At 44.5% G+C, this 12,772-nt stretch carries 12 protein-coding genes; 2 read left to right on the forward strand and 10 right to left on the reverse strand.

The annotated features are described in order from the left end of the window. Positions 1–108: 108 nt before the first annotated feature. Positions 109–1,527, reverse strand: coding sequence for a phospholipase D-like domain-containing protein (locus tag MCG98_RS16745; RefSeq protein ID WP_240288975.1), 1,419 nt, complete (start codon positions 1,525–1,527; stop codon positions 109–111). Positions 1,528–1,694: 167 nt separating this feature from the next. Between MCG98_RS16745 and MCG98_RS16750 the strand changes: the two genes are divergently transcribed. Both MCG98_RS16750 and MCG98_RS16755 read left to right on the forward strand, forming a co-directional pair. Beyond that, positions 1,695–2,057: an Hpt domain-containing protein gene (locus MCG98_RS16750; protein ID WP_240288974.1), complete on the forward strand. Its 363-nt coding sequence runs from the start codon at positions 1,695–1,697 to the stop codon at positions 2,055–2,057. 3 nt (positions 2,058–2,060) lie between these two features. Next, positions 2,061–3,125, forward strand: coding sequence for an HD domain-containing phosphohydrolase (locus MCG98_RS16755; RefSeq protein ID WP_345891690.1), 1,065 nt, complete (start codon positions 2,061–2,063; stop codon positions 3,123–3,125). A 64-nt stretch (positions 3,126–3,189) separates the two neighbouring features. On the opposite strand, the gene MCG98_RS16760 is transcribed toward MCG98_RS16755, so the two are convergent. The 9 genes from MCG98_RS16760 to MCG98_RS16800 form a co-directional block, all read right to left on the reverse strand. Further along, on the reverse strand, positions 3,190–3,681 hold the full coding sequence (locus MCG98_RS16760) for a sporulation initiation factor Spo0A C-terminal domain-containing protein (protein WP_240288973.1): 492 nt from the start codon (positions 3,679–3,681) through the stop codon (positions 3,190–3,192). Positions 3,682–3,888: 207 nt separating this feature from the next. After that, the gene (locus MCG98_RS16765) at positions 3,889–4,758 is read right to left on the reverse strand and encodes a DegV family protein (protein ID WP_240288972.1); all 870 of its coding nucleotides are present in this window, start codon (positions 4,756–4,758) and stop codon (positions 3,889–3,891) included. 63 nt (positions 4,759–4,821) lie between these two features. Next, a complete protein-coding gene (locus MCG98_RS16770; RefSeq protein ID WP_240303006.1) occupies positions 4,822–5,997 on the reverse strand; it encodes a S41 family peptidase in 1,176 nt (391 codons plus the stop codon). A gap of 77 nt (positions 5,998–6,074) precedes the next feature. Beyond that, positions 6,075–6,983, reverse strand: a complete 909-nt coding sequence (gene ftsX / locus MCG98_RS16775; protein WP_240303007.1) for a permease-like cell division protein FtsX — start codon at positions 6,981–6,983, stop codon at positions 6,075–6,077. After that, positions 6,973–7,656, reverse strand: a complete 684-nt coding sequence (gene ftsE / locus MCG98_RS16780; RefSeq protein ID WP_240303008.1) for a cell division ATP-binding protein FtsE — start codon at positions 7,654–7,656, stop codon at positions 6,973–6,975. The genes ftsX and ftsE overlap by 11 nt, the downstream gene beginning before the upstream one ends. A gap of 13 nt (positions 7,657–7,669) precedes the next feature. Then, the gene (locus MCG98_RS16785) at positions 7,670–8,758 is read right to left on the reverse strand and encodes a helix-turn-helix domain-containing protein (RefSeq protein ID WP_028528606.1); all 1,089 of its coding nucleotides are present in this window, start codon (positions 8,756–8,758) and stop codon (positions 7,670–7,672) included. A gap of 123 nt (positions 8,759–8,881) precedes the next feature. After that, complete coding sequence (locus MCG98_RS16790) at positions 8,882–9,733, reverse strand: YitT family protein (protein ID WP_240303009.1); 852 nt, start codon at positions 9,731–9,733, stop codon at positions 8,882–8,884. 209 nt (positions 9,734–9,942) lie between these two features. Continuing rightward, on the reverse strand, positions 9,943–11,736 hold the full coding sequence (locus MCG98_RS16795; RefSeq protein ID WP_240303010.1) for a nitric oxide reductase activation protein: 1,794 nt from the start codon (positions 11,734–11,736) through the stop codon (positions 9,943–9,945). Positions 11,737–11,748: 12 nt separating this feature from the next. Continuing rightward, a complete protein-coding gene (locus MCG98_RS16800; protein ID WP_240303011.1) occupies positions 11,749–12,669 on the reverse strand; it encodes a MoxR family ATPase in 921 nt (306 codons plus the stop codon). Between the last annotated feature and the right edge of the window lie 103 nt (positions 12,670–12,772).

The raw sequence follows: 12,772 nt of genomic DNA on the forward strand, positions 1-12,772 counted from the left end.
ATGTATTTTACCTCCATGGTGGTCCGATAAAAGTTTATATAGTTTGATTATAACAGAGTGCATAGATAAAGTACAGGGCACATCCGAATGTTTGTTCTGCATTTTAAGTTACATCAAATGACGAAACCACTCATCCAGCGGCCACAGCATGCGGATTTTTTCCAGACGTTTCGGACTGATCTTCTGCGGAATCTGTCCCGGTGCCAGTGTATATGTCACTTCGTCCTGCACAATGAGCGTATCCTCTTCATACGTTTTCATATATTTGCGCATGCTCGTGTTCAAAGATGTACTGTCGACCACCAGCATCAATTCCGTATCGATGTATGCACTCCGCATATCCCAGTTAAATGATCCGATTCCCGTCAGCCTGTCTCCGATCGTGAAGCATTTCCCATGATATGATACTCCCGCATCGTATTCCATGATGTTGATACCAGTATCCACAATTTCTTCTTTATGGATCAGATAATCAACGGCTCCAAATGGATTTCCATTATTTGGAGCTGAATTTGTCATCATCCATACATCTTCATTTGTATTGCCAAGTTCTGTGAGCCTTTCTGTCATATAATCGTTACACAATATATATGGGGTGTGGAATACTATTTTCTCCGAAGACTGCATCATCAGCTCCGTCATGTTGTAAAATAAGACCGGTTCTTTTACCGCAGCCTGAATTGGGTTTGATATCAGACGGATTTGATTTGTTTCCGTTGTCATTTCCATATAATCTGCTTCTTCAAACCACCCGCCGTGTTCTGACCGCATATTTCCATACAGTTCCACCAGTTCATTTCCGCTCTCTCTGATCTTTTCTTTTGAAAATGCAGGCACTGAATCCATTACAATTTTACATTCAGAAAGCTCCCAGACCGATTTAAAATATGTCTTTACCTGTTCTACGGAAGACCCCTGCGTCTTGCCCGCATTGTATATCAAAACGTCCCAGTCATAATTCTTATAGTCTGTATCATTTCCCAGAAAATAATCAAATGTATTGCGTCCCCCCAGAATAAATGCAGTGTCATCTGCTATCAGATATTTATCATGCATACGGGCCATCAGTTTAGTCGGCTTCAGGATGTTGATCGGATTATATACTTTGATGGTTACATTTTTGAGAGTACCCAGCGCCTTAAAATATGGATCCCCCATCACATGTATAAAATATGAAAAGCCGTCCAGCAATAGCTGGACCTTCACGCCTCTCATCGCGGCATCGTATAAAGCTGACAGCATGATCTTTCCGCTGTTATCAGATTTAAAATCAAATGTTGACAGTATAATACTTTCAGAAGCGTTGGATATTAAACGAATCCTCTCCTCCAATGCCTCATCATTTTGAAACAGAATTGCCGCACGGTCCTGGCAGAGGTGATCTCCATAGAAATCAGAGGAATCAAAACTGTTTTTCGTCTTCGCTGTAACCCCTTCCTGCTTCCGGTAAGGAACACAGACAAAAGAAATATATACTATCAGAACCAGTATGATCAGAACCACTGTCATCATTCTCTTATACTTCATCTCTTCCTCCTGCAGACCGCTGTTATTATTATCCGTCATTTTACAGTTTATCATATCATTCGCTCAAAAACATTAATATTTTACCGCCCTCAGATTATGTTTACAATACGCAAAAATATATGCTATAATATTTACTAATATATACCCTTTAAAGGAGTACCAATAAAATGGATCAAAATTCGAGAACTATTCTCCAGATTGCTGGTATTGATTATGACGCTGCTGTTGCCCGCTTTTCCGGAAACAGCGGTCTTTATATTCGTTTTCTGCATAAATTTCTGCAGGATGAGAACATGCAACTTTTTTCCTGTGCAATGAAAGAAGAACGTTATGATGATGCACTGCTCGCTGCCCACACTCTGAAAGGAGTCGCCGGAAATCTTGGACTGACACGACTGTTCGACCTCTGTTCTCAGATCGTAGTTGAACTGCGCTCAGATAATGCTGCGCAGGCTCAGGATTTATTTCCCGCTGCAAAAGAGGCATATGATGCGGCAGTGGCTGCTATCAGCAGTACCATGGAGATTTAGCTGATGAAAACCAGAGATACGATTTTAATTGTAGATGATATCGAGATTAACCGCGTGATACTCTGCGGCCTGTTTGAACATGATTTTCGTCTCCTGGAAGCAGAAAATGGCGACCAGGCTCTGACACTTGCCCGCAAATATCACGAACGCATGGCGATCATACTGCTGGATTTGAATATGCCTGTCAAAGACGGTTATCAGGTTATGACGGAATTAAAAAAAGATGGTCTTCTCTCTGAACTTCCCGTCATAATCATCACTGCAGAGGATTCTTCCGAAAATGAAGTGAAAGCATTTGATCTCGGCGCTTCCGACATCATCATGAAGCCATTTGAACCTCATGTGGTAAAACGCCGAGTACAGAATGTGATAGAACTGAACCACCGAAAACTTTACCAGGAACAGATCATCGAAGAACAGGCCGTCAAACTGCGTGAATCTAATACGGTCATGGTTGATGCACTTTCATCAATTATTGAGTACCGAAGCCTGGAGACCGGACAGCATATTCAGCGAATTCGTCTGTTTACAAGAACACTGCTGCAGGAAGTAACCAGACACTGCACAGACCTCGGTCTGAATACAAAAGACATCGATATCATAGCCAGCGCATCCTCCATGCATGACATCGGCAAAATAGCCATCCCGGATTCGATACTCAATAAGCCGGGCCGGCTGGCAGATGAGGAATTCGAGGTCATGAAGACCCATACTACAAAAGGCTGTGAAATGCTAAAGACCCTGAAGCGTGTCGGGGATGAGAAATACCTGCAGTACGCATATAATATCTGCCGCTATCACCATGAACGCTGGGACGGAAAAGGATATCCTGACGGACTGACGTCTGATCAAATACCAGTCTGTGCTCAGGTTGTGGGAATCGCAGACTGTTATGATGCACTCACTATGGATCGTGTTTACAGAAAGGCGCTCCCCGAAGAACAGGCATTCCATATGATCCTGAACGGTGAATGCGGTACTTTTTCACCCAGGCTTTTGGAGAGCTTCAGGAGTGTACGCACTGAATTTGCGCATCTTGCAAATGAATATGCAGATCATCAAAAATAAAAAGCAGATTTCCGGGTTCGGCTGATCCTGGAAACCTGCTTTTATTTATATTCATTTTAATCGGTTACATCCTCATGCCTTCATGCAGATATTTTGCAACCTGAAGAATAAATTGCCCGTTTGTCGGCTTGCTGACCGCCAGATTCTGTGTAATGCTGCTGTAAAGCTTCCAGTTTCCGTGATCCCAGATTCCTGTAACTGCATATCTGATGGCGCGTTCAACTCCTGCTGCCGTCGCACGCTCACGTTTTGCAATAGCAGGATAAATCTCTTTTGTCACCCAAATCGTCTCTCCCGGGCTGGCTGCTGCCATACCGACTGCCTGACACAAATATACATATCCCTTCGTATGTACAGAAACACCAAATTCCAGCAGCAGCTGACCAGCTTTTTCCCTCCATGCCTGCTCACTTTTGCCGCATCCCTGTCCGCTGTGCACCTCACACCCAAAGCAGCACGTCCCATATTCCTGTGCTGCACCTATGGTGCATGAATTCTCAGTAAGCGTAAGAAGCACCTCTCCTGTTTTTAACCCTTCAATCCTATCAACTTCCATGTTATCCCCTTCTGTGTTTAAATAATTTCGTTTAATTATTTAATTATAGGAAAAATTAAATTCGAAATAGAATCCTCGACATTTAAAAACATTCCAAATTCGGAAGTTTTTGCATAAAAATTCAGTTTTTTTTAGATATATGATTTATTTGGACAAAAAAAGACTACTGCATAACTGCAGTAGCCTCTGGCAGTATGTCGTTAACAGCTATCTGTAGCTTCCAAGGAAAAACAGTGCGACTGTTCCCGGTCCTGAATGTGCTCCGATCGTAGATCCAACCGGATTAATCAGAATATCTTCTGTTCCGAAACGTTCCTTCACCAGCTTCGCCACGAACTGTGCATCTTCCAGACAGTCACCATGGCTGATGAAGACGCTGCTTTTTCCCCCGGTGTAATCTTTCAGGCGTTCTTCCATCATATTGACCAGCGTGATCAGAGAACGTTTCCTTCCCCGAACTTTACTGACTGCGATCAGATGTCCCTCCTCATCCACGTGAAGAACCGGCTTGATATTGATCATGGTACCGATGACAGCGGTCATCTTAGATACACGCCCTCCACGGTGAAGATGATTCAGATCATCTACCGTAAATACATGACACAGATTCATCTTATGGCTTTCCAGCCACTCGATGATCTCATCCATGGACTTTCCGCTTTCCTTCATCTTCACGGCGAGATGAACGAACAGTCCCTCTCCCAGTGATGCGCACAATGAATCGATCACTGTCACTTTTCTCTGCGGATACTCTTCCGCTATCTCCTCAGCGGCAATCCGGCAGCTGTTATAACTTCCGCTCAGCCCTGAAGAAAATGCAATATGCAAAATATCATATCCGTCCTCTATGAATGGCTTCCAGAGCTCCTTCGCATCTTCAGAGTTGACCTGTGATGTCGTAGGCATAGAACCATTTCTCATTTTGTTATAAAAATCACTGGACTTCAGCTCATTTTCTTTCCGATAAGTCTCTCCATCCATTGTGTACGGCAGATACATGTAAGGAATCTGATGCTCTCCGTAATATGTTTCCGGTAAATCGGCCATATTGTCCGTTGTAATAACAAATTTCTGCATAATCCCCTCCCTGTTTTTGTTCCATCATACCACTTTTTCAGATGAAATTCAATTCACAACTGTTTATTCTTTACAAATTAACTCCAGTGCTTTTTCCAGCTGCAGATCTTCCGTGGCATCTTCCGGCTGTTCAACCTCTACATCCGGCTCGATCCCGGTGCCGTGTATATTGATCCCGTTTGGCGTATAGTAGCTGGAAACCGTAAGTTTCACCACACTGCCGTCATTTAATCCAAATGTTTTCTGAACGATTCCTTTTCCGTACGTCGTCGTACCGACAAGCGTCCCGACGCCGTAATCCTTCACAGCTCCCGCAAATATTTCCGCAGAGCTCGCGCTGTTCTGATTGACGAGCACAACAAGCGGTATATCAAGCGGTGTTTTCCCCTCGCTGAAGTGTTCTGTGCGGTTTCCATTCCGGTCTTCGGTGTATACAAGAAGTCCTTTTGGCATAAAGGAGTTCAGCGTGTCACATACAGAGGTCAAAAGACCTCCCGGATTGTCTCTCAGATCCACGATCAGCCGCTTCATCCCCTGTTCTGTAAGCAGCTGACACGCTTTCTGGAACTGTTCCGGTACGACAGCGGTAAACTGATAGATGACAATATAGCCCACCTCATCCTGCAGCATCTTGTAAGATACTGCAGGTATCTCGACTTCAGCTTTTTCGAGATCCACTTCTATATATCTTTTTTCCGTCTGGCGGTATACCGTCAGATGAATAACATCACTTTCACTGTCCTTGATGGCATCTGAAACCTCGGATAAATCTTTATCCGCAACAACCGTGTCTCCGATCTTGTAGATGATATCACCTTCCCGAACCCCTGCTTCAGCAGCCGGGCTTCCCTCATAACAGTGTGCCACCTGAACCATACCGGAATCCTTATCCTGCATCATCACGACCCCTATGCCTTCGTAATGACCCTCATTACTTTGCTGCACGGCCTCATACTCTTCCTTTGTATAATAGCGGGAATACTTATCCCCAAGCCCTTCTACAAGACCTGCATACATTCCCTGTGACAGATCATCTCCATCCGCATCAAACAGATACTCCTGTTCAATAAGACCGTCGATCTCCTCGACTTTCGCTCTGGCAGTCCTGCTCTCCGGGGATGTGTCGCCCCTCCCCTGCAGGAATGTCGTATCCACAAAACGGTACATCAGAAACACCAGTATCGTAACCATCACACCGAGAATAAAACACTCCAGGCTGTTTTTTCTATTATTCGACATAAGCACTCCAAACAGGAGAGCTTCAAAAGACATATGTCCTTTGAAGCCCTCATTTCTTTCAATCAATCATTTGTATATTATACTCTGAGATGTTTCCTGATAGTAATCACACTTCCGATCAGTCCGATACCCATTCCAAGAATCAGACCTGCCGGAACCAGTACTTCAAATACCTGGCGCACTTCCAGGAATGATACGATACTGCTCAGCACATTGAATCTTTCCAGAATATACCCGATCGTCTTATTATACATAAAATACAGGATGAGAAGAGGTATTGCCGCACCGATAAGACCAATGATCAGCCCTTCTATGATAAACGGTGCACGGACAAATCCATTTGTAGCTCCGATCAGTTTCATGATGCCGATCTCTTCTCTTCGGACAGCTATGCCGACTGATACCGTATTGCTGATAAGGAAGATGGCAACCGCCAGCAGAATGCCGATGATCGCAACAGAGATCATTCCCAGCAGACGGTTAAACGTAGTCAGCGTATTCGCCGCTCCTTCAGAATGATTGACATTCTTGACACCGTTCAGACCTTCAATGTATGTAATCAGATCAGCCTGATGTTCTATCTTGTCAACTTTAACAACATAGTTGGCTGCATTGCTGAGTGGATTATCATTTTCAAACCCTTCCGCAGCATCCTCAGCGTCTTTAAAATAATCTTTTTTAAATTCGTCCCAGGCCTGCTGTGCAGAGACGTATTCTACCTCTGTAACCTCCGTACGCGCCTTAATCTGTTCTCCAATCGCATCAATCGTTGCCTGGTCAGCATCCTCATCAAAGAATACGGTGATGGATACGCCCTCCTCCACATTTTTGACAATATAATTAAAATTGATAACAATAGAAAACACAAGTCCAAACAGAAAAACACAGGCTGCTATTGTCGCTATGGAAGCAAGTGAAAAAATAATATTTCTGCCAATGTTGACAACACCCTGCTTCGCACTGTATCCAATCGTACTAATTCGCATGGTATTCACCTTCTTGTTCGTCGCTTACAATGACGCCTTTCTTCATCGCGATCACACGCTTTTTCATTGTGTTTACGATGTCACGGTTATGAGTAACGACCAATACGGTTGTTCCACGCTCGTTGATTTCCTCCAGAAGCTTCATAATTTCAAATGAAGTTTTAGGATCCAGATTTCCCGTAGGCTCATCCGCGAGCAGTATATTCGGTCTGTTGACAAGGGCCCTTGCCAGCGCAACCCTCTGCTGCTCACCTCCGGACAGCTCTTTCGGATATGACTTATATTTTTCTGCCAGTCCTACCAGAGTAAGAACCTCCGGTACTCTTTTTTTAATCACCCTGTTTGGGCGTTCGATGACACGCTGAGCAAATGCAACATTTTCAAAGACATTCCTGTCCTTGAGCAGACGGAAGTCCTGAAATACGACACCGACCCCGCGGCGGTATTTTGGTACTTTTCTGCGCTTCATCGTATTAAGAATCTGACCGTTAACCTCAATTGTGCCTTCTGTGGGTTCCAGCTCTTTTAAAAGCAGTTTAATCAATGTGGATTTCCCGGATCCACTGTTCCCCACAACAAAAACAAATTCCCCCTTATCAATCTGCAAATCCATTCGGTCAATGGCCGGCTGGCCTTTTCCGTAGGATTTGCTTACGCCCTTTAACGTAATCATAATTTCCTCCTGACTAGTAATCCAAGGTTTCCATGTACTGCATGTACCGCACTACCATTAACGCAATCTTAAACGTAATGGCATCCTCAAATACACGCAGATCCAGTCCGGTACTCTTTTGAAGCTTGTCCAGGCGATATACCAGTGTGTTTCTGTGAATATACAGCTGTCTGGATGTCTCAGAAACGTTCAGGCTGTTCTCAAAGAACTTATTAATTGTCACCAGAGTCTCCTCATCAAAATCATCCGGTGATTTATCAGCAAATATTTCCTTGATAAACATCTTACACAGCGGAATCGGAAGCTGATAGATCAGACGACCGATACCGAGTGAACTGTAAGCGATGACATCGCGGTCACCAAAAAAGATTTTTCCGACATCCAGTGCCATTCTGGCTTCTTTGTAGGATCTCGAAACTTCTTTCAGTTCTTTCACGATCGTTCCATAGGCAATGTGGGTTTCGCCTACCGTACCGTAACCAAGCGTATCCAGAATGGAAACCGCAATTTTATTCATCTCGTCATATCCATCGGTCTCCGACAGTTCTTTGACGATAATGATATTCTTCTCATCGACTGCCGTGATGAAATCGCCATTCTTTCCATGGAACATATTTTTAATACATTCCAGCAGATTGTAATCCTTACTCTGATTAGTCTCCAGTATAAATACAACCCTTCTGGCATTCACTTCGATATGTAGCTTTTTCGCACGGTTATAGATATCGACGAGCAGAAGATTATCCAGCAGAAGGTTCTTGATAAAATTATCTTTATCAAAACGCTCTTTATAGGCAATCAACAGATTCTCAATCTGGAATGCCGCCAGCTTGCCAATCATATAGATATCTTCACTTCCGCCGCCTGCGATCAGTACGTACTCCAGCTGGTGTTCATCATACACCTTGAAATACTGAAACCCCTTGATCACCTGGCTGTCCGCCTGCGATTCAACGAAACTCAATACTTCCGCACTGCTGGCAACCTGTTCTGCGAAGGTCGATACCAGAACTTTTCCCTCAATATCCATAATGCAAAGATCCGCTCTGGATATTGTTTTTAAGCCTTCGATTGTATTTTGAAGTATTTGATTTGAAATCATATTGATACCCCTTTTTTGCGTTTTCTAAAGGAAAACAAAAGTCCCTTAGAATATATTTTAATACAATTACACAAAAAAAGAAAGAGAAAATACAATTTTTTTAACAAACTTTTCATTTTTTCGTCATTCGTAACGCAAAAAGCCCTCTCCCAGTACTTCCCTTGCATCTGTAACGATTACAAAAGCGTGTTCATCCAGCCTGTGTATAATTTCCTTCACATAGACAATCTGTTTCTTGGGAACTACGCAGAACAACATGATTTTTTCTTTTCCGGAATACATTCCGTGTACCGTTATCCCAGTTGTTCCTCTTTTTAATTCCTTCATTAGTGTCTGTGAGATCACCTGATGCTTCTCCGTTATAATAAACGCTGCTTTAGAAAATTTCAACCCCTCAATTACTCCGTCACTGACTTTTGAGATGACAAAAATGGCTACAACCGCATATAAAACCATGGAAAATCCGAAAACAAGGGCGCCAAAAAAAACTATAATCCAGTCAATCACCTGCATGATCTGAGCTACGGAATACCACGGAAACTTTTTCTGGAGCAGCGCCGCCGCCATATCACTCCCTCCCGTCGTCCCTCTCCCTGAAAACGCCAGTCCGATACCCACTCCCTGTATTGCACCGCCGCACAGGGCAGCGAGCATCAGATCTCCTTCAATGATCGGAATCTGCGGAAGGATAGAAAGCCACACAGAAAGACTGATCATCCCGACAAACGAGCGCTTCAAAAACTGGAAGCCTTTGATTTTTATTCCGATCAAAAACAGTGGAACATTGAGAAGCGCAGTTGTGATGCCGAGCGGCATGCCCCCGGGTATCAGATGTTTTGTAAGCTCTTTGATCAGGATCGCAATCCCCGAAAAACCTCCCGTAACCATTCCCAGGGGATCGAATACGGAATTGATGGAAACCGCCATGGCGGCTGTTCCTGCAATTATCAGTAAATATTCTTTTTTGCTTGTCATAAAACTTCCTCCGCTGCAGCGTAATATGCCTAGTAAGAGTATTCGTATTTTGCCAGAATATATTCAGCCAAATTCCAACGCATATTAAGGCCTGGAGACCGGACTCCGCGCTGGAGCGCAGTCATGCAGACAACCTATTTCCTTAGCGCATATGTTGCATCCTCCGGAAGAATTTCCTGTACAATAAAAAAGGGGAATTATCCCCTTTTTTAGACATTGTCCTCCAACTGTTTTTTCAGATATCTTCCGACAATTTTAGAAAAATACTCAATATCACGGATATATGCAAAATCTTTTCCAAAAATTCTCTTCTCCGCCTCCAGGTCTTTTTCTTCCCCGGCAAATACCCCCATCACAGAGATTCCCTGGCTCCTGAGGCGACGCACTTCGAATCCGGTATCCTTAATCGCATATTCACCCTGATACGGCTGTGGATTTCGTGCATTCGGTCTGTTCAGGATTACATCATACGGTCTCCCATCACTCAAGATGATCAATATCTTCTTTTCTTCATCCCGGTTCAGAAGCTCCTGGGCTGCAGCTTTGACAGCAAGGCCATCCCTGTTATTTGAAGATGTCGTAAACTCGAAGATCCGTTCATTTTCAGACCGCGGGTCATCATATTCCCTGTACCGTTGAATAATGGTATAATCCCAGAATGTACAGAAACTTGTGACACGATGCGGAATCCGTACACTGCTCAGGGCTTCCATGATAATGTATGCCTGGAGCACCACTTTTTCCTGTCGGGGCCGCTGTGAACCACTGGCATCGATCAGCACATCTACCACAAAATCCTGGGTGCTTGTCTTTTCTTCTTTGCGAAACAGTTTTGCGTCCTGTGTCCTCCCCACCTTCCAAAGCCTGGACGGAATCAGTATTCCCCTGTCGCTGATGGTCTCTGATACCTCATCCCGCATAACCAGCGCCTTTTTCAAGGTATCTGACAGCACTGCTATATTTCGCTTAACCACACGATGATAATCGTAGTAAGCATACTTATTCTTAGCCTGCTGTTTCCTGGCATATTCATACTGATAATTACGAGTGACCGGACTTCGCAGTATACCATCCGTAAAATAGAGGCTGCAATCGGAATGAAGTCCTTTGCACAACTGGAAATTCATTCGCTTTTCCTGAAGCGGTGACAGGTACGTTTTGCCGAAATTCAGCTCAACATAAGAATAGACCTTTTGCATCGCTTCTTCATCCACAACGATGATCTTTTTCTTACGCAATCCCTCCTCGTCCCGGACCTCTTCTTCTTCCTCTTCCTCGCTCCCCGGTGTTCTTGTGGCGGTCATATCTCTGCTGACTTTTTCGAGATAGGCCTCGAGATTCTCCTCATACATCTCTTCCGTCAGAAAATCTTTCCAGCTGTACTCGGTAAGTTCCTCCAGCGTGACAGAAAGGATGTGTTCCAGTGTTCCGTACGTCTGTTCATACCCCGGTTCCACCCAGAGATTGTAAAGCTCATCGATCGTCTCAATCACATCCCGCGTAGTCTTTGCATTCTTTAGTTTATATATGCGCTCCATATTCCTGCGAACCGCGCTGCTCACCACATACTCGCCCTGTATTTTCTCCCGGAACAGTGCTATCTTCAGCCTGCCGATTTCACTCTTCACGAGATGATGAAAATCAAACTCCAGCGTATCCTCCAGCGCACGCCTGCGTATTTCGGGCACGCCGCTCCTCTCACTGGCGATCCTGCTCTCAACAGCCTCCTCAATGCACATCTGTGCAACTGTCATCAGGGAAGCTTCATCTGCATGGATATACAACTTTTTTACAAGATAGAGGCTCAGTTCTTCTTTGCAGAAATACCTGGCAAATGCTCCCTGCTTGATGCCATCGTAAAGTGCGATATATTTTGATTTCAGAAATGCATCCACATCCGGTCTTGCTTCCAGCGTATAATCTCCACACACTGTCCAGATCAGGTTCCTGATCCGGTTTTCAATCTCCAGCTGATACTCTTCTCTCATATTTACATCTGTCATAGATTTTGCTCCTTACATGAGAAATATATCCTCTTCTGTCCAGGCTTCCGGTATTCTCGTCATGACAACATCACTGATGATTTCTTTTTCAAATGCATCAAAACTCTTATTTACAATTCCCATCCGCACAGCAAGTGCCGGCGCCAGTCCGCATCGGATCGTTTTGACTGCCGCAAGCATACCGCGCAGGTCCAGCGCTTTCGTTGAAATTTCACCGTTGGCCGCTTTCAGCTGCAGGTCCAGAAACAATCCTATCAGCTGCTCCATCGCCTCCGGTTTCCCATCAGGGAAAGTCTGTGCAAAAATTGGCTCCAGCGTGTCTCTCGACTGAGGCGGCATATCGATCACCAGGAAACGGGATACGAGAGCCTCATTCAGCTCCTTCGTTCCCGCATACCCGTAGTTCATCGTCCCTATAAACCTGGCGGCCGGATGAAGTTCTATCTTGTCATACCCCGGCACATCAATGCTGCGCCGGTAATCCAGGGTGGCATGCAGCACAGAAACCGCATCATTTTTTGCCATATTCACCTCATCCAAAATGCCAAAGCCCCCATACTGTGCGCACAGGTAAATGCTTCCTTTTCGCAGCTGCACCTGATTATCAATAAACGTATCTGTTCCGATCAGATCACCGCTGTTCGTATTGACATGGAACGATATATTATAGGAAGGCCTGTTAAAAATGTATGCCAGATTTTCCGCCAGAACATTCTTTCCCGTCGCCTTGGAACCTGTCAGCAGCAGGTTTTCTCCCTGCAGCAGGCCTGCAATTGCCATCTCCAGAATCTCACGTCCGTAAAACGGCATCAGCGGCTTTACAACCCGGTACTTCACCGTATCATCAACAGGAAACTCTTCGCGGTATGCGCGAACCTCTTCTATCATTCCCGGGTTTACACCCTGATCCTCTAAAAATTTTAATTCATCCACAATCTGATTTCTCCTTTATCTACGAGTCCACTGCTATTACTAATAATATGGGAAATGTCCTGAAAAAGCAAGTCAAGAAAAACGTTCCCAAAGTCATTGACTC

It is taken from the genome of Ruminococcus sp. OA3, from assembly GCF_022440845.1.
GTDB lineage: Bacteria > Bacillota > Clostridia > Lachnospirales > Lachnospiraceae > Ruminococcus_G.